The sequence below is a fragment of the Bosea vestrisii genome, from assembly GCF_030144325.1.
In the GTDB taxonomy this organism is placed as follows: Bacteria; Pseudomonadota; Alphaproteobacteria; order Rhizobiales; family Beijerinckiaceae; genus Allobosea; species Allobosea vestrisii_A.
The window spans coordinates 1010510-1026679 of the sequence record NZ_CP126307.1; the positions used below are offsets into that span (position 1 = coordinate 1010510).

General features: G+C 65.5%; 15 protein-coding genes and 1 pseudogene. 12 read left to right on the forward strand and 4 right to left on the reverse strand.

The features are described 5' to 3' along the window. Nucleotides 1-3: 3 nt before the first annotated feature. On the reverse strand, nucleotides 4-1218 hold the full coding sequence (locus QO058_RS04905) for an NADP-dependent isocitrate dehydrogenase (RefSeq protein ID WP_284170725.1): 1215 nt from the start codon (nucleotides 1216-1218) through the stop codon (nucleotides 4-6). 218 nt (nucleotides 1219-1436) lie between these two features. Between QO058_RS04905 and QO058_RS04910 the strand changes: the two genes are divergently transcribed. The 3 genes and pseudogenes from QO058_RS04910 (at nucleotide 1437) to QO058_RS04920 (ending at nucleotide 3480) form a co-directional block, all read left to right on the forward strand. After that, nucleotides 1437-2156 carry an SDR family NAD(P)-dependent oxidoreductase gene (locus QO058_RS04910; RefSeq protein ID WP_284170727.1) on the forward strand — a complete coding sequence of 240 codons (720 nt, stop codon included), beginning with the start codon at nucleotides 1437-1439 and terminating at the stop codon, nucleotides 2154-2156. A gap of 98 nt (nucleotides 2157-2254) precedes the next feature. Next, nucleotides 2255-2799 (forward strand): annotated as a pseudogene (locus QO058_RS04915) (2,4'-dihydroxyacetophenone dioxygenase family protein). 48 nt (nucleotides 2800-2847) lie between these two features. After that, entirely contained in the window at nucleotides 2848-3480 is a 633-nt protein-coding gene (locus QO058_RS04920) for a hypothetical protein (protein ID WP_284170729.1), read from the forward strand. 3 nt (nucleotides 3481-3483) lie between these two features. On the opposite strand, the gene QO058_RS04925 is transcribed toward QO058_RS04920, so the two are convergent. Then, entirely contained in the window at nucleotides 3484-3891 is a 408-nt protein-coding gene (locus QO058_RS04925; protein ID WP_284170730.1) for a flagellar assembly protein FliX, read from the reverse strand. A 456-nt stretch (nucleotides 3892-4347) separates the two neighbouring features. On the opposite strand from QO058_RS04925, the gene QO058_RS04930 reads away from it, so the two are divergent. From QO058_RS04930 to flaF, 9 genes are all read left to right on the forward strand, one after another. Next, nucleotides 4348-5400 carry a flagellar basal body P-ring protein FlgI gene (locus QO058_RS04930; protein WP_284172819.1) on the forward strand — a complete coding sequence of 351 codons (1053 nt, stop codon included), beginning with the start codon at nucleotides 4348-4350 and terminating at the stop codon, nucleotides 5398-5400. After that, nucleotides 5400-5762, forward strand: coding sequence for a rod-binding protein (locus QO058_RS04935; protein WP_284170732.1), 363 nt, complete (start codon nucleotides 5400-5402; stop codon nucleotides 5760-5762). The genes QO058_RS04930 and QO058_RS04935 overlap by 1 nt, the downstream gene beginning before the upstream one ends. Next, the gene (locus tag QO058_RS04940; protein WP_284170734.1) at nucleotides 5755-6243 is read left to right on the forward strand and encodes a hypothetical protein; all 489 of its coding nucleotides are present in this window, start codon (nucleotides 5755-5757) and stop codon (nucleotides 6241-6243) included. The genes QO058_RS04935 and QO058_RS04940 overlap by 8 nt, the downstream gene beginning before the upstream one ends. A 242-nt stretch (nucleotides 6244-6485) precedes the next feature. Beyond that, on the forward strand, nucleotides 6486-6956 hold the full coding sequence (locus QO058_RS04945; protein WP_284170736.1) for a hypothetical protein: 471 nt from the start codon (nucleotides 6486-6488) through the stop codon (nucleotides 6954-6956). 258 nt (nucleotides 6957-7214) lie between these two features. After that, nucleotides 7215-8549 carry a flagellin N-terminal helical domain-containing protein gene (locus tag QO058_RS04950; protein WP_284170738.1) on the forward strand — a complete coding sequence of 445 codons (1335 nt, stop codon included), beginning with the start codon at nucleotides 7215-7217 and terminating at the stop codon, nucleotides 8547-8549. A gap of 411 nt (nucleotides 8550-8960) precedes the next feature. Next, the gene (locus QO058_RS04955; protein ID WP_284170739.1) at nucleotides 8961-10289 is read left to right on the forward strand and encodes a flagellin N-terminal helical domain-containing protein; all 1329 of its coding nucleotides are present in this window, start codon (nucleotides 8961-8963) and stop codon (nucleotides 10287-10289) included. A 187-nt stretch (nucleotides 10290-10476) separates the two neighbouring features. Continuing rightward, nucleotides 10477-11868 carry a flagellin N-terminal helical domain-containing protein gene (locus QO058_RS04960; RefSeq protein ID WP_284170741.1) on the forward strand — a complete coding sequence of 464 codons (1392 nt, stop codon included), beginning with the start codon at nucleotides 10477-10479 and terminating at the stop codon, nucleotides 11866-11868. Nucleotides 11869-11902: 34 nt separating this feature from the next. Further along, a complete protein-coding gene (gene flbT / locus QO058_RS04965) occupies nucleotides 11903-12295 on the forward strand; it encodes a flagellar biosynthesis repressor FlbT (RefSeq protein WP_284170743.1) in 393 nt (130 codons plus the stop codon). Continuing rightward, nucleotides 12279-12650, forward strand: a complete 372-nt coding sequence (flaF, locus tag QO058_RS04970) for a flagellar biosynthesis regulator FlaF (protein ID WP_284170745.1) — start codon at nucleotides 12279-12281, stop codon at nucleotides 12648-12650. Before flbT ends, flaF begins: the two co-directional genes overlap by 17 nt. A gap of 85 nt (nucleotides 12651-12735) precedes the next feature. Here the strand turns inward: flaF and QO058_RS04975 are convergent, their stop codons facing one another. Next, nucleotides 12736-14250 (reverse strand): flagellar biosynthesis protein FlgL, encoded by a 1515-nt coding sequence (locus QO058_RS04975; RefSeq protein ID WP_284170747.1) that lies wholly within the window; start codon nucleotides 14248-14250, stop codon nucleotides 12736-12738. A gap of 11 nt (nucleotides 14251-14261) precedes the next feature. Further along, on the reverse strand, nucleotides 14262-16127 hold the full coding sequence (gene flgK / locus QO058_RS04980) for a flagellar hook-associated protein FlgK (RefSeq protein ID WP_284170748.1): 1866 nt from the start codon (nucleotides 16125-16127) through the stop codon (nucleotides 14262-14264). Nucleotides 16128-16170 lie beyond the last annotated feature (43 nt).

Here is a 16170-nt window from a genome sequence, read left to right on the forward strand (position 1 = left end):
TGCTTACGCAGCCATCGCCTTGCGCAGGTTCTCGCTGACCTTGTCGAGGAAGCCGGTGGTCGAAAGGAACTTCTGGTCGGGGCCGACCAGCAGCGCCAGGTCCTTGGTCATGTCGCCGGCTTCGACGGTGTCGACCGTGACCTTCTCCAGCAAGCTGGCGAACTTGGCGAGCTCGGCATTGTTGTCGAGCTTGGCGCGATGGCTGAGGCCGCGCGACCAGGCGAAGATCGAGGCGATCGAGTTGGTCGAGGTCTCCTTGCCCTTCTGGTGCTCGCGATAGTGGCGGGTCACCGTGCCGTGGGCGGCCTCGGCCTCGACGGTCTTGCCGTCCGGCGTCATCAGCACCGAGGTCATCAGGCCGAGCGAGCCGAAGCCCTGCGCCACCGTGTCCGACTGCACGTCGCCATCGTAGTTCTTGCAGGCCCAGACATAGCCGCCCGACCACTTCATCGCCGACGCGACCATGTCGTCGATCAGACGGTGCTCGTAGGTGATGCCGAGCTTGTCGAACTCCGCCTTGAACTCCGCCTCGTAGATCTCCTGGAAGATGTCCTTGAAGCGCCCGTCATAGGTCTTGAGGATGGTGTTCTTGGTCGAGAGGTAGACCGGGTATTTGCGCAGCAGGCCGTAGTTCAGCGATGCCCGGGCGAAGTCGCGGATCGAGTCGTCGAGATTGTACATCGCCATCGCGACGCCGGCGTCCGGAGCCTTGAAGACCTCCTTCTCGATGACGTTGCCGTCTTCGCCGACGAACTTGATCGAGAGCGTGCCCTTGCCGGGAAACTTGAAGTCGGTGGCGCGGTACTGGTCGCCATAAGCATGGCGGCCGATGACGATCGGCTGGGTCCAGCCCGGCACCAGGCGCGGCACGTTCTTGCAGATGATCGGCTCGCGGAAGATCACGCCGCCGAGGATGTTGCGGATCGTGCCGTTCGGCGACTTCCACATCGACTTGAGGTTGAACTCCTTCACGCGCGCTTCGTCCGGCGTGATCGTCGCGCACTTCACGGCAACGCCGTGCTTCTTGGTGGCGTTGGCCGCGTCGATCGTGACCTGGTCGTCGGTCGCGTCGCGGTTCTCGACCGAGAGGTCGTAATAATCGAGTTCGAGGTCGAGATAGGGGAAGATCAGCGTGTCCTTGATCTTCTGCCAGATGATGCGGGTCATCTCGTCGCCGTCCATGTCGACGACCGGGTTGGCGACCTTGATCTTGCTCATGTGATACGACCCCTGCTCTGGCCAGTCTGGAACGATTGCAGGCAACAGCATAACCGCCGTTGCCAGCCCGCGCGCTTCCTAGCGGGTTCGAAGCGCAGGGGGAAGCCGGCCTTTTGGGCAACGGCCCGCGAGCAAGCAACGCCGCCGGCCGCGCCAACGCAGGGCGCCCCGTCTTCCGGCGCAGTTGGCAATGCTGCGAACCGATTTAGATTGGAGACATGACAGTCTCCTCCTCCCCCTTCGCCCTCGTCACCGGTGGCACCCGCGGCATCGGCGCCGGCGCCGCGCTCGCGCTCGCACAGGCCGGCTACCAGGTCCTCGCCACCGGCCTCACTGACGACGAGGTCGCAGCCGCGCCCGCCCATGCCGCGATCCGCCATGCCAGGCTCGACGTCACCAGCGATGCCGAGGTTGCGGCGATCGTCGCTGCTTGCGAGCGCATCGATGCTCTCGTCAATTGCGCCGGCATGATCCAGCGCGGCGGCAAGGAGTTCGAGATCGAAGCCTTCCGGCTGACGATCGAGGTCAACCTCACCGGCACGATGCGGATGTGCCTGGCGGCCAAGGAGAAGCTGGCTGTCGCCAAGGGCGCGATCGTCAACACCGCCTCGATGCTGACCTTCCACGGCTCGGCCTATGCGCCGGGCTATTCCGCCTCGAAGGGCGGCGTCGGGCAATTGACCAAGTCGCTCGCCGCCGCCTGGGCGCAGGACGGTATCCGCGTCAACGCGGTTGCCCCCGGCTGGATTGCGACCGAGCTGACTCGGCCCCTCGTCGAGGATGCGGCGCGCTCCGCGCCAATCCTGTCGCGCACCCCGATGAACCGCTGGGGAGATCCGAGCGATGTCGGCGGCGCCGTCCTCTTTCTGCTATCCGACGCCGCCCGTTTCGTGACCGGCGCGATCCTGCCGGTCGACGGCGGCTATCTCGCTGTCTAGGGGCACGCAGAAAAGATTCGAAACACCAGCGGCATGGCCGCGTTTCCTGATTCAGTTGCCCAGCCAGCTGAATCAGGAATTCAACCGGAGAAATAGCGATGAACAAGATCAGCCCGGTTCCCGTCCAGGTCAGCACCGAAGAGCGCTGGACCCCCTATCGGCACCCGCAGCCGAAGGATTCGCCCCCGAATTGATCGTCCCCAACGTCATCCCGGAGGACGAGCGCGTCTGGGTGCCGGTCGACGACAATGTCTGGTTCCGCCCCTTATGCCTCTCGGTGACGCGCGGCTACTGGATGAACCTGCTGCGCGTACGCCGCGCCGGCGTACTTTCGCGCCACCGCCACCCCCAGCCCGTGCACGGCTATGTGCTGAAGGGCAAGTGGCGCTACCTCGAACATGACTGGGTCGCGACGGAAGGCTCCTACGTCTACGAGGCGCCCGGCGAAACCCATACGCTGGTGGTCGATCCCGACGTCGAGGAGATGATCACCATGTTCCAGGTCAATGGCGCGATGATCTATGTCGACCCGGACGGCAAGTGCCTCGGCTATGACGACGTCTTCACCCGGCTCGACAAATGCCGGGCACATTACGCGACCAACGGGCTCGGGGCCGACTACGCCGATCAGTTCATTCGCTGACGCCGACAAGAGCATCCAGCCGGGAAACTCCCGGCGGATGGAGAGTGGATGACCATGCGACGATCGGACAGCTCGCGCGTGCCGGGCAGGCGCGACATTGGGGCTCTGGCCTTGTCCGCCCTGATGGCAGGTATCCCCTCCCTTGCTTTCGCCCAACCGGTCGACCGGTTGGGCGTTCCCGGTCCGCTCAGCTTCGGCGGGACCAGCTATCGACTGGCATGGAGTTCACAGCCAGGCCCCGGTTACGACAAGCAGGAATATCTGCCGACTGGCGAAGCGCTCGGCCGGCACACCCGCATGCTCCTGGTCGAGTTCCTCGATACCGGGATTGGCCCGCGCGAAGCGCTGGCTGCACAGGTGCGCTCGCTCAATCAGCGCAAGGGCAAGGACCCGCTGTTCAACATGGCGATCATGGAGAATAAGCAGACCGGCGAGGTGATGCTGGATTTCCTGATCAGCGCCCATGAGCGCGGCCAGACGATCGCCGAATGGAACGCCTATCGCTATGTCCCGCGCAAGGGCGCTGGCGGGCGTGACGCCGTGCTTCTGTTCGCGATCAGCCGCCGCGCCTATGGCGACGACGCGATCCGCAGCTTTCTCGGGGAGCTCAAGAGCAGCCGCTCGGGCGAGGTTGGACGGCTGGCCCGCGCGCCTCTGCCCGAGATCAGACCGCCGCGTTGAAACTCAGCGTCCGAGCTTCGCCAGCTCGACCGCGGCGCGCAGCTCGATATGCGCAAGCACCTCGTCGAGGCGCGGGTCGTCGGTCGTCTCGCGCCGCGCCGACAACATTGCCTTGAGACGTTCAAGCTCCGAGACCTGCACCCGTCCCGTCAGCAGCGCGGCCTTGAGCTGATCGAGCCCGTCGAGCAGATCGTGGCCGCGGCGGGCCTGACGGCGCTTGCGCTCCTGCCCGTCCTCATCGGCCTGGACCGCGAGCAGCCCGTCGAGCGACCCGGCATGGCTGACGGATGTGCCTTGCGCCGTCGCCGTGCTCTCGCGCGCCGGCAGGCGGAAGCTCGACCCGCTGGTCGAGCCGCTGCGACTGGTCGGGCTGGTCGACGTGACGGGGTTGCGCTGGTCGATGCGGATCATGACGCTCTCGCAAGGTCGGCAAAGGCGCTGGAAAGGGCGCTGCCTGACCCACTTCCTTGTGCCGGCAACGTGGTTAACGATCGGTAAATCACCCGGCAGGATTTGCCGAGGCGGCAGCTTTGCCCCTGCGCCCGCTCCCAGCACGATCAGGCCACGCATCTCTAAAAGCCTGATTAAAAAGCGTTTTCGTTTTCTCCCGAATTGGCACGCTCCTCGCAACGGGCTGGCGATATCAGATCACCCCGGTGCCTCATGCCTCGCCTCTTTCGCCTCCGCCATCTGCTGACGCCGCTTGCAGCCCTGCTGCTCGCCGGCGCGGCCATGGCGGCCGATCTCGCCCCGGCGGGACCTGTGGGCCCGGCGGGTCGCGGCGGCAGCCCCGCCAATAACGGCCCGGCACGCAGCGGCGCGGCCGAGGCCGGCGCCACGCGCACCGCGTTCGCCGGCAGCGGCGGCATGGGAACCGCGCTCTCACGCATCAAGGATCTCGCCTCGATCGAGGGCGTGCGCAGCAACCAGATCCTTGGCTACGGCATCGTCGTCGGCCTCAACGGCACCGGCGACACGCTCAACAACGCCCCCTTCACCAAGCAGTCGCTGACCGCGATGCTGGAGCGCCTCGGCGTCAACACCCGCGGCGCCAGCATGCGCACGGCGAACGTCGCAGCGGTGATGATCACCGCCAATCTGCCGCCCTTCGCCGTCCAGGGTACGCGGCTCGACGTCACCGTCTCGGCGCTGGGCGACGCCAAGTCGCTGCAGGGCGGCACCTTGCTCGCCACCCCCCTGCTCGGCGCCGATGGCGAGGTCTACGCCGTCTCGCAGGGCCCCGTCGCGATCTCCGGCTTTTCGGCCGAAGCCGAAGCCGCCAAGATCACTCGCGGCGTCCCGACCGTCGGCCGCATCGCCAATGGCGGCCTGATCGAGCGCGAGATCGATTTTGCCCTCAACAAGCTCAAGACGCTGCGCCTGTCGCTGCGCAATCCCGACCTCACGACCGCGCGCCGCATCGCCGCCGCGATCAACGACTTCATCGGCGGCGACGCGGCCGAGCCGACCGACCCCTCGACAGTGGTGTTGCAGATCCCGGCGCGTTTCCAGGGCAACATGATCCGGATGCTCACCGATATCGAGCAGCTCAGGGTCGAGCCCGACCAGGGCGCCCGCGTCGTCATCGACGAGCGCTCCGGCATCATCGTGATGGGCAAGGACGTGCGCGTCTCGACCGTCGCCGTGGCTCAGGGCAACCTGACTGTGACGATCTCCGAGGAGCCCCAGGTCAGTCAGCCGAACGAGTTCGGCCAAGGCCGGACGGTCGTCGTCCCGCGCAGCAACGTCAAGGTCGACACCGAGGGCACCAACAAGCTCGCTCTGGTCAAGGAAAGCGTGACCCTGCGCGAGCTGGTCGACGGGCTCAACGCGCTCGGCCTCGGCCCGCGCGACCTGCTGTCCATCCTGCAAGCCATCAAGGCAGCCGGCGCGCTGCAAGCCGACATCGAGGTGATGTAATGACTGCCATCCTCGCCGCCCCCGCAGCCAAGCTGGCCATCGGCGCCGCCGTCAATCTCGCCGGCGGCATCGCCGACGCCCTGAGCTCGCAGAACTCCAAGGCGAAAAAGACCGCCGCCGATTTCGAGACCGTCTTCCTCGAGAACTTCACCCAGACGATGATGAGCTCGAGCGGGACCGAAGGCCCGCTCGGCGAGAACGGCGTCGGCGGCGACGTCTGGCGCTCGATGCTGACGCAGGAATACGCCAAGCAGATGCAGCGGGCCGGCGGTGTCGGCCTCTCCGACCAGATCATGCGCGACCTGATCCAGGTCCAGGCGGGCGCGTCGGCCACCGGACCGGCGGGAGCCGGCAATGGTTGAGCGCCTGCGCGTCGTCGACGAGCGCCCGCGCGTCTCGAACGCCGTCGAGGCCGAAGCGCTGATCGGAGCCGTCATGGAGACGCTCGGCGCCCTCTCCCATGTCGTCGGCGAGGAGACCGGCCTGGTCAAGGCGGGCCGCCTCAAGGACGCGATGGAGCGCGAGACGCGCAAGGCCGAGCTCGCCGGCGTCTACATGAAGGGCGTCGAGCAGATCAAGCTGAACGCCGTCGCTCTCGCCCGTTTTGCGCCGGAGAAGGTCAAGCGCCTGAAGAACGCCCATCTCGCCTTCCAGGAGCTGATCGACCTCAACCAGACCGTGCTGGCGACGGCGCGGGCGATCTCGGAATCGATCATGCGCGACCTCGCGACCGACACCAACCGCCAGAACCGGGCGCCGGGCTACGGGCCGACTGCGACCGTGGGTGCTGGAGTCTTCGCCCGGCCCAATGCTGGCCCCCTGGTGCTTTCGAAGAGCCTGTAAGAGCTACGCAGGCAAGAAGAGCATCGCGACAGCTGCGGCATAGCCAACTCAAGGCATGTCGAGAGCGAGCCATTTCATGGTTAATCTGAGCAACGACTCGACGAAGCGAGAATTAACCCTTTCCGCGCGCAGAAAATGCGCCGGATGCATTGCAATTTACCAATTTCCCTAACGGCAGATTCAACTCTCTGCCGCATCTTCTCATGCTTGGAAGAAGTCCGCCCTTGCGAGAGGAGTCCAGAATGGATTTCGGCGCGACACCAAAGACGTTCGCGACCGGTGCCGTCCAGGCGACGGTCCGCACCGATATTTCCGTCCAGAACGGCGCAACGCCGGTCGAGCTCCCACCGGAGAAGACCGTCCGTTCGATCGCCGCCGGTGAACCGGTTCAGCTCGATATCCGTGCCCGTGCCGAAGAGCGTCGCTCCGATGCGCAGCGCCAGCAGAGCACGCAGGATGAGGCGACGCAGCAGCGCCGCTTCGACGAACAGCGTCGCCAGCAGGATCTGCGCGACGTGATCGAGCGACGTCTCGATATCGATCCGAAGACGCGCAGCATCATCCTGCGCAAGACCAATCGCGACACCGGCGAGGTCGTCGAGCAATTGCCTGACGAGACTCTGCTGAAGATGCGCATCTGGTCGCGCGAGATTCTCGAGCGCAGCCGCGAGGCGGAAGCGCCCCGCAACCATGAGGTCGAGCGCCTCGCCTGAGCTTGCCGATCTCTTCTCAATTTAGCGCCGCTGGCACTCGCCGGCGGCGTTTTCGTTCGTATGCCGATCCCCGGCATGCGCAGGCTTTGGCCGACCGGGCCGTTTCACCCCTGTTAACCATGCCGCGGCTTCGCCCGGATTTCGAGCAATTCGCGGGCTCGGATTTACGCCTCGTTACGAGATCGGCGGCATGGTCCATCGGTCGCGGCCAGAATGGTTGCGGCGCCAGAAGGCACCATACCAGAAGGGTATTCTATCATGGCCGTTTCTCTCTCTGCCGGCGTCCGCAACAACCTGACGACGCTGCAGTCGACCTCCGCCCAGTCCTCGCAAATCCAGAACCGCCTTGCCACCGGCAAGAAGGTCAACAGCGCGATCGACAGCCCGGTCAACTTCTTCACCGCCGCCTCGCTGAATGATCGCTCGAGCCAGCTCACCGGCCTGCTCGACGGCATCTCGAACGGCATCCAGACGATCCAGGCTGCCTCCAAGGGCATCGACGGCATCACCAAGCTGGTCGGCTCGCTGCAGTCGACGATCAAGCAGGCCCAGGCCGATGCGGCTCAGAACCGCCCGACCAAGGCCGGCACGGCGCGCGCCACCCAGGCCGAAGTCGCCGCCACCAGCAAGAGCCTCAAGGACATCGCCCTCGACAAGAAACTGGTCGGTGCGGACGCGGTTGCGGACGCTGCGACCGCGACAAGCGCTGGCGACCTCGGCATCATAGATACAAACACTTTCATCGGCATTTCGCTGACGGCGGGCTCCACCACCTACGAGGCGTCGTTCTCCTCGGTGAACGCCACAGTGCGCGACCTCGTCAACGAGATCAACAAGTCGGGCATCGCCACCGCCTTCGTCGACGAGAAGGGCCAGCTCAACGTCAAGGGCACCGGCTCCGAGGACCTCGAGTTCGGCGTCGGCGTCGGCACGACCGGTGCTACCTCCGGCGCGGGCAGTGCGATCGTCGATGCTCAGACCGGTCTCGCCAACGCGGCAGTCGGCTTCGTCGCCGGTGACGCAGTTGCGGCGACCGCGATCAAGGGGCCGACCGTCACCTCGGCGGTTCGCTCCAACCTGATCGACCAGTTCAACGATCTGCGCAACAAGATCGACGATCTCGCCAAGGATTCCGGCTTCAACGGCATCAACCTGCTCGGCGGCGATCGCCTGTCGGTCGTCTTCAACGAGAAGACCGGCAAGAACCAGACCAAGCTCGATGTCCAGGGCACCCAGCTGAGCTCCGACAACCTCGGCATCACCAAGGCTGGCAACACCCAGCTCGCCGGCAGCGTCAACTTCCAGAACGACTCCGATCTGGAAGCCGCCACCAAGTCGCTCACCGGCGCCCTGACCTCGCTGAAGTCGCTCTCCTCGACCTTCGGCGCCAACCTCTCGGTCGTCCAGACCCGCCAGGACTTCACCAAGGACCTGTCGAACGTCCTGACCACCGGCGCCGACAACCTCGTCAACGCCGACCTCAACCAGGAAGCCGCCTCCCTGCTCGCGCTGCAGACCCGTCAGCAGCTCTCGCAGCAGGCGCTCTCCCTCGCCAACCAGGCCGACCAGGGCGTCCTGCGTCTCCTCGGCTGATCTTCGGTCCGCAGAAGCGGATCAACCCGCAGAACGCGGGACGAAGCAAAAGAGCGGCGGAGCCAAGGCTCCGCCGCTTTTTCCGTCTCTGGAGCGTTGAAGATCACGCGCCAAACTCCTCCCATCATTTCAAAGCCCGTTTAAGGCCCGAGCGCGCCAGCTCTCCCCTTTTGGCATCGCCGACGCTCGCGGGCGGCAGTTTCGTTCGGAGGGTCGATCCGGGGTGTAAGGCACGGCCTCTCCCGACTGCAGCCGTTTCACCCCTGTTAACCATGCCGCGGCTTCGCCCGGATTTCGAGCAATTCGCGGGCTCGGATTTACGCCTCGTTACGAGATCGGCGGCATGGTCCATCGGTCGCGGCCAGAAAGGTTGCGGCGCCAGAAGGCACCATACCAGAAGGGTATTCTATCATGGCCGTTTCTCTCTCTGCCGGCGTCCGCAACAACCTGACGACGCTGCAGTCGACCTCCGCCCAGTCCTCGCAAATCCAGAACCGCCTTGCCACCGGCAAGAAGGTCAACAGCGCGATCGACAGCCCGGTCAACTTCTTCACTGCCGCTTCGCTGAATGATCGTTCGAGCCAGCTCACCGGCCTGCTCGACGGCATCTCGAACGGCATTCAGACCATCCAGGCTGCCTCCAAGGGCATCGACGGCATCACCAAGCTGGTCGGCTCGCTGCAGTCGACGATCAAGCAGGCCCAGGCCGACGCGGCTCAGAACCGCCCGACCAAGGCCGGCGGGGCGCTCGCCACCCAGGCGGAAGTCGCCGTCACCAGCAAGAGCCTCAAGGACATCGCCCTCGACAAGCGCTTGGCCGACAGTGCTGTCGGTGCTGTCGGTGTAGACGCCGCAACGGCGACCAGCGCCGGTGACCTCGGCATCGCAGTCGCAAACACCGATATCGGTATTTCGCTGACGGCGGGCTCGACCACCTATGAAGCCTCGTTCTCTGCTGTAGGCGCGACGGTGCGCGACCTGGTCAACGAGATCAACAAGTCGGGCATCGCCACCGCCTTCGTCGACGAGAAGGGCCAGCTCAACGTCAAGGGCACCGGCTCCGAGGACCTCGAGTTCGGCGTCGGTGCCGGTGCAAACGGCGGCGCTGCCATCACGAATGCGCAAGGCGGCGGCGCCAACGCGGCTATCAACTTCCTCCCCGCTGACGCGGTTGCGGCGACTGCGATCAAGGGGCCGACCGTCACCTCGGCGGTTCGCTCCAACCTGATCGACCAGTTCAACGATCTGCGCAACAAGATCGACGATCTCGCCAAGGATTCCGGCTTCAACGGCATCAACCTGCTCGGCGGCGATCGCCTGTCGGTCGTCTTCAACGAGAAGACCGGCAAGAACCAGACCAAGCTCGATGTCCAGGGCACCCAGCTGAGCTCCGACAACCTCGGCATCACCAAGGCTGGCAACACCCAGCTCGCCGGCAGCGTCAACTTCCAGAACGACTCCGATCTGGAAGCCGCCACCAAGTCGCTCACCGGCGCCCTGACCTCGCTGAAGTCGCTCTCCTCGACCTTCGGCGCCAACCTCTCGGTCGTCCAGACCCGCCAGGACTTCACCAAGGACCTGTCGAACGTCCTGACCACCGGCGCCGACAACCTCGTCAACGCCGACCTCAACCAGGAAGCCGCCTCCCTGCTCGCGCTGCAGACCCGTCAGCAGCTCTCGCAGCAGGCGCTCTCCCTCGCCAACCAGGCCGACCAGGGCGTCCTGCGTCTCCTCGGCTGATCTTCGGTCCGCAGAAGCGGATCAACCCGCAGAACGCGGGACGAAGCAAAAGAGCGGCGGAGCCAAGGCTCCGCCGCTTTTCGTTTGCGCCCAGCCGCCTCATTAACCGTTTATTAGCCTTAACAAAGGATTGTCGGCTCAGAGCAAGCTGGTTGAGCGCCAAACCGCGCTGTCTGAGGGACCTGAAATGGCCAACACGATCCTGTCGAACGGCGTCCGCAACAACCTGTTGACCCTCCAGCAGACCACCGCCCAGCAGGGCGTGATCCAGAATCGCCTGGCGACCGGCAGGAAGGTCAACTCGGCGATCGACAATCCGGTGAACTACTTCACCTCGGTTTCGTTGAACGATCGTTCGAGCCAGCTCACCGGCCTGCTCGATGGCATCTCGAACGGCATCCAGACCATCCAGGCTGCGTCCAAGGGCATCGACGGCATCACCAAGCTGGTGCAGTCGCTGCAATCGACGGTGAAGCAGGCTCAAGCCGACGCGGCTCAGAACCGTCCGACCAAGGCCGGCGGGGCGTTGGCCACTCAGGCCGAAGTGGTCCTGACCAGCAAGAGTCTGAAGGATCTCGCCCTCGACAAAAAGCTGGTCGACGACAACCTCGCCGTCGCCAACGGCGCGACCGCAACCTATTCAGGCAATCTCGGCATTGCCGCCCCGGCCGCCGGCGACTCCCAGGTGCTCGCCATCTCGGTGAAGTCGGGCGCGAACACCTACACGGCGTCTTTCAACGCCGCCAACACCACCGTGCGCGACCTCGTCAACGAGATCAACAAATCCGGCATTGCGAGCGCCTTCGTCGACGAAAAGGGCCAGCTCAATGTCAAGGGCACCGGCTCGGAGGATGTCGAGTTCGGCCTCGGCCAGGCGACCTTCACCCCGGCTGCCGCAGGCGCCCCGACGCCGGCGGAATTCGCCGCGGCGGGCATCCCCGCCGTCACCGACGCACAAAGCGCAGCGTCCGAGAACGTTGCGATCGGCTTCGCGCTCGGCGACAACGCCGCCGGCACGACCACGATCAAGGGCGCCGCCATCACCTCGGCTGTCCGCTCGAATCTGATCGATCAGTTCAACGACCTGCGCAACAAGATCGACGATCTCGCCAAGGATTCGAGCTATAACGGCATCAACCTGCTCTCGGGCGATCGCCTCTCGATCGTCTTCAACGAGAAGACCGGCAAGAACCAGACCAAGCTCGACATCCAGGGCTCGAACATCACCGCCGACAACCTCGGCATTCCGCGCGCCATCAACACGCAGCTCGCCGGCTTCATCAACTTCCAGAACGACGCCGATCTGGAGAAGGCGACCACCGCCCTGACCGGCTCGCTGACCTCGCTGAAGTCACTGGCCTCGACGCTCGGCTCGAACCTCTCGGTCGCCCAGACCCGGCAGGACTTCACCAAGGAGCTCTCCAACGTCCTGATCACCGGCGCCGGCAACCTCGTCCTGGCCGATCCGAACGAGGAAGGCGCCAGCCTGCTCGCGCTGAACACCCGCCAGCAGCTCTCGCAGACCGCCCTCTCCCTCGCCAACCAGGCCGACCAGGGCGTCCTGCGCCTGTTCGGCTGATCCTTCTTTCCTCCAGCCAGAAGGCGGGACAGCCATGGCCCTCAAGGTCGAGCTCAAGCCGAACGAGCGCATCATCATCGGCTCGGTCGTCATCCGCAACGACGAGCAGCGCACCCGCTTCTTCATCGAGGGCGAGGCGCCGATCCTGCGCGAGAAGGACATTCTCACCGGCGCAACCGCCGATACGCCGGCCAAGAAGATCTACCTCGCGATCCAGCTCATGTACCTGGCTGGCGACCCGACGACGCAGCACGAGGTCTATTTCCAGCTGGTGCGCGACTTCCTGCAGGCGGCGCCAAGTGCTTTGCCGCATATTTCGGAAATCAATAACTGCATTTTAAGCGGTGAGCTCTACAAAGCACTCAAGGCGGCCAAGACGCTGATCTCCTACGAGGCGGAACTGCTCGAGCATGCAAAGCGGGTTTAATGCCTACGCCGCGGCCTCGAAGGCGGCGCTGAACGTCCAGTCGCCGCGCGAACTCGAAGCCGGCCTACTGCTCAAGGCGGCCGCCCGTCTCCAGATGATCGTCGATGACTGGGTTGCTCGCTCCGGCGAGCTCGACGCAGCCCTGGCCTATAACCGCAAGCTCTGGACCCTGCTGGTCTCGGCGGTGATCGCCGAGGACAATCCGCTGCCGGTCGAGATCAAGCGCAACATCCTCGGGTTGGCCAACTTCATCTTCAACCGAACGTTCCAGGTCGCAGCAGCGCCGGAGCCGCAAGCACTCGCTGCCCTCGTCAACATCAATCGCGAGATCGCCGCCGGCCTGCGCGGCCGCTGATCCCGCCACGATATCTGGTATAAGAGAAAACGGCCCGGAGCGATCCGGGCCGTTTTCTCATTCATGCCTGCGGAGCGTGGCGGCCTCAGAGATAATTGGTCAGGCGCAGTTGCTGCAGCATCGAGGTGGTCTGGTAGCTCGCCTGCAGGGTGGTCTGCAGCGCCAGGATCTGCATCGCCACCTCCTCCTTGGTGATGTCCTCGACCCCCGCGAGCGTCGTGCTCAGATAGTCCTTCGTCGCGGTGTGCCGTTCCTTGGCCTGGGTCATCGCGGTCTGCGCCGAGCCGAGTTCGACGATGATCTCCGAGGGCGCCTGTGTTCCGGTCGGAAAGCCGATATTGTTGCGCACCCGCTCGGTCATCGCCTCGTAGCGCAGCTTCGAGTTCGGATCGCTTGCCGGGAAGGTCTCGGCCGCCATGATCGCGAACTGCGCCAGGCCGGTCCGGAACGCCTCCTCGTTGGCACGGGCACCGGCCGCCACCTGCTGGCCCTGATCGACCTGAACGCTCGCCGTCGCCCTGGCCGAGCCGGCGGCATCGTCGCCCTGGTACCAGATCACCGTATTGGCAGCGGTGCCCGGCGCCGGCGCGGCCGTCGCGGTGTTGAAGGGCGGTCCGGGCACCCTGAGCGGTGGATTGCTCGGGCTGCCGGCGAAGAAGTCCTTGGCCGCGACCTGGGCCGAGGCGGCCGAGAGTGACGTGTTTGCCTCGCGTGACAGTGCCGCGTTGATCGATGCGCGCAGATTGGTGGCTGTGGCGTTGGCGTCGACGCCGATGACGAAGCCGTCGGCGGCGGCGCCGGTGGTGCCTTCCGCCCGCGCCGTCAGCGTGATCTCTTTGGTCGTGCCGTCCGGGAGAGACAGCGCGATCTTCAGCGTGTCGCCCGCCTGCGGCTGCGCCGCCACGTTGACGGCTATGTCCGCCGGCGGCCCGGCCGTATAGGCCGTGGTCAGGGCCGCCGTGCTGCTCGACGCGTTGGTCAGCTTGAAGCCATAGGGCAGTCCAGCTGCCTCCTCGGCGATCGTCGCGTTCGTGCCGGCACCGCCGGTGACGAGCCGGCCAAGGCCACCGGCACCGAGATCGGCCTGCTTGCGCTCGGAGATCAGCTGCTTCAGGCCGGCGCGAGTGGCGTCGCCATCCATGATCAGCGAGAAGCCTTCGACCGGTTCGACGTCGCTGGTCCGGCCGGAGAACAGGTAGCGGCCGTTCACCTGCGTGCCCAGGAGATCAAGCGTCTGCTTGAACTTCTCCTCGGCGAGAACCTGCGGCGAGGTGCGGCCGGTCGAGGTCTCGACATAGCTGTCCGGGCGCGCATCGGCCCGTGTCTCGCCAGCGAGCTTGGCGAAGTTCTCGACCGCCTTCGTCATCAGCTTGAGATTGACGTCGGCACGCTGGATGCCGGTCAGGTAGCCGTCGAGCGTCGAGAGCTTGTTGTTGAGGTCGAGACTGACGCCGCGATCCATGCCGAGGCCGGCAAAGGTCTCCGACTTCTTCTGCGTCGCCAATTGGCGCTGCAGGTCGTCGAGCTGGCCGCGCATCGAGACGAACTGGTTCGGGTTGGCGAGGCGATAGGCGCCGGTGCCGGTGGGGGTGATGGTCATGACCTATCTCCTCACAGTCTCATCAGCACGTCGAGCAACTCCTTGACCGTGGAGATGACGCGTGCGTTGGCGGCGTAGGCGCTCTGCAGTTCGATCAGGGTCGACATTTCCTGGTCGACATTGACCTTGGTGTCCTCGAGGAAGCGGCTCTGCACCGCAGAGAAGGCGACCTGTTGGCCCTCGTCGAGGCGCTTGGCCTGCTCGCTCGCCTGGCCCTGGCCGGCGACGACGCGCTGGACGAGGCTCGACACCGTGCCGGTCGAGGTCGCTGTCGAACCGTCGAAGCCGGTGGCGTTGGTGAAGCTGCGCTGGCTCGAGGTCAGGCGGTCATAGAGAAATTTGGGCCGGGTCGTGTCGCCCTGCGGCGTCGCCGGGCTGGTGTTGAAGACGACCAGGCGGGAGCGATCGGCGACCAGGTCCGGATTGACGGTGATGCGCGAGGCGAAGCCTGCCGACTGGGCTCCGCCCTCATAGGAGCCGGTGTAGACGCCGTTGTTGCGGCCATCGACGAAGAAGGGCAGCTCGCCCGTGCCCCCGGTCAGCGAGGTCTGGGTCGGCCGCGCGGTCAGGCCGACGACATCACGGGTCGCGCCGGCGCCGTCATCGACGATGCGCAGCACCGAGCCGGTGTTGGAGACGGTGAAGCCGGGGCCGACAGCCGCCTGCATCTGCGCCGCGACCGAAGCCGGCCCGCCGGAGAAGTCGATGCCGATGACGCGGTTGTTGGCATCGCCCTGGGCCGAGGCGGGCAGCGGTAGCGATGCCGCCGACTCGACACGGACGAAGGTGAAGCGCTGCGTCTGCCCGCCGGGCGTGACCTTGTAGTCGAGCGTCACCGAATTGCCGGACTGCAGCCCCGCAAGGTCGACATCGAAGCCCGTGGCGGCACCAGCGGTCACCGCCGTGCCGGCGATCTCCCGGTCGGAGAGCGCACTCGACAGCTGAGCGGCGATCTCGTCGAGCTGCTTTTGCGCCTGCACCAGCGTCTTGTCGCGCAGCTCGACCAGCGCGCCGATCTCGCCGGAGCGGAAGGTGTTGTTGGCGATGGCGTCGAAGCCGTTGCCGTTCAGGTCTCGGGCGACGATCGTGCCGACGCCGCGCGTCGCGGGATCGCTGCTCCACTGCGATTGCGGCCCGATATTGGCGCGCGCATCGAACTCGAACTTGACCGTCGGCCGGCCGTCGAAGAGCTGCGTGCCCGAGGCAGTGGTGATGCTGAGCGAGCCGTTCGGTCGCTCATCGGTGCGGATCTCGACATATTGCGACAGCTCGGAGACGATCCGATCGCGCTGGTCGCGCAGATCCGCCGTGCCGGAGGTCTGCTGGGCATTGACGATGCGCGCATTGACGTTGGTCAGTTGGTCGAGCAGCTCGTTGACGCGGGTGACCGCCGAGCCGATGCCGGCCTCGGCCTGGCTGCGCTCCTGCTGGACCCCCTCCGACAGGCCGCGCAGGCGGCTGGCGAGCTGGCTCGCCGCATCGAGCACCGCTGTGCGGTTCGTATAGGAGGACGGGTCGTTCTGCAGCGCCTGCAGCGAGCTGGTGAAGCTGCTGTACATCGAGTCCAGCGCCGTCTTGCTGCCCGGCGCGCCATACAGCTGGTCGAGATTGGCGAAAACCTGGGCGCGGGTCGAGGTATAGGCCGCGCCCGAGCTCTCCTGCAGGAGCTGATGCTGGACGATGCGGTCGAGCAGACGCTGGACGTTCGGATTGCTGACCCCGACCGTTCCGCCAGAGACCGAATCGACGCTCGAGACATTGCGTCGGACATAGCCGGGCGTACCGGCATTGGCGACGTTCTGCGAAACGACGCCGATGCCGATCTGCGCGCTGTTCAGCCCCGAAATGGCGGTGCCGAGCGAAGTGCTGAGACCCATCGTCAACTCCTGTCGTTCTGGCCCGGCCCTTCTGGGCCGTCAG

Bases quoted from the DNA above. Each gene is read 5' to 3' on its own strand.
- QO058_RS04960 (WP_284170741.1), top strand. From the start codon at position 10,477: ATGGCCAACACGATCCTGTCGAACGGCGTCCGCAACAACCTGTTGACC.
- flbT (WP_284170743.1), top strand. From the start codon at position 11,903: ATGGCCCTCAAGGTCGAGCTCAAGCCGAACGAGCGCATCATCATCGGC.
- QO058_RS04940 (WP_284170734.1), top strand. From the start codon at position 5,755: ATGGTTGAGCGCCTGCGCGTCGTCGACGAGCGCCCGCGCGTCTCGAAC.
- flgK (WP_284170748.1), bottom strand. From the start codon at position 16,127: ATGGGTCTCAGCACTTCGCTCGGCACCGCCATTTCGGGGCTGAACAGC.
- QO058_RS04950 (WP_284170738.1), top strand. From the start codon at position 7,215: ATGGCCGTTTCTCTCTCTGCCGGCGTCCGCAACAACCTGACGACGCTG.
- QO058_RS04905 (WP_284170725.1), bottom strand. From the start codon at position 1,218: ATGAGCAAGATCAAGGTCGCCAACCCGGTCGTCGACATGGACGGCGAC.
- QO058_RS04930 (WP_284172819.1), top strand. From the start codon at position 4,348: ATGGGAACCGCGCTCTCACGCATCAAGGATCTCGCCTCGATCGAGGGC.
- QO058_RS04975 (WP_284170747.1), bottom strand. From the start codon at position 14,250: ATGACCATCACCCCCACCGGCACCGGCGCCTATCGCCTCGCCAACCCG.
- QO058_RS04925 (WP_284170730.1), bottom strand. From the start codon at position 3,891: ATGATCCGCATCGACCAGCGCAACCCCGTCACGTCGACCAGCCCGACC.
- flaF (WP_284170745.1), top strand. From the start codon at position 12,279: ATGCAAAGCGGGTTTAATGCCTACGCCGCGGCCTCGAAGGCGGCGCTG.
- QO058_RS04910 (WP_284170727.1), top strand. From the start codon at position 1,437: ATGACAGTCTCCTCCTCCCCCTTCGCCCTCGTCACCGGTGGCACCCGC.
- QO058_RS04945 (WP_284170736.1), top strand. From the start codon at position 6,486: ATGGATTTCGGCGCGACACCAAAGACGTTCGCGACCGGTGCCGTCCAG.
- QO058_RS04935 (WP_284170732.1), top strand. From the start codon at position 5,400: ATGACTGCCATCCTCGCCGCCCCCGCAGCCAAGCTGGCCATCGGCGCC.
- QO058_RS04920 (WP_284170729.1), top strand. From the start codon at position 2,848: ATGACCATGCGACGATCGGACAGCTCGCGCGTGCCGGGCAGGCGCGAC.
- QO058_RS04955 (WP_284170739.1), top strand. From the start codon at position 8,961: ATGGCCGTTTCTCTCTCTGCCGGCGTCCGCAACAACCTGACGACGCTG.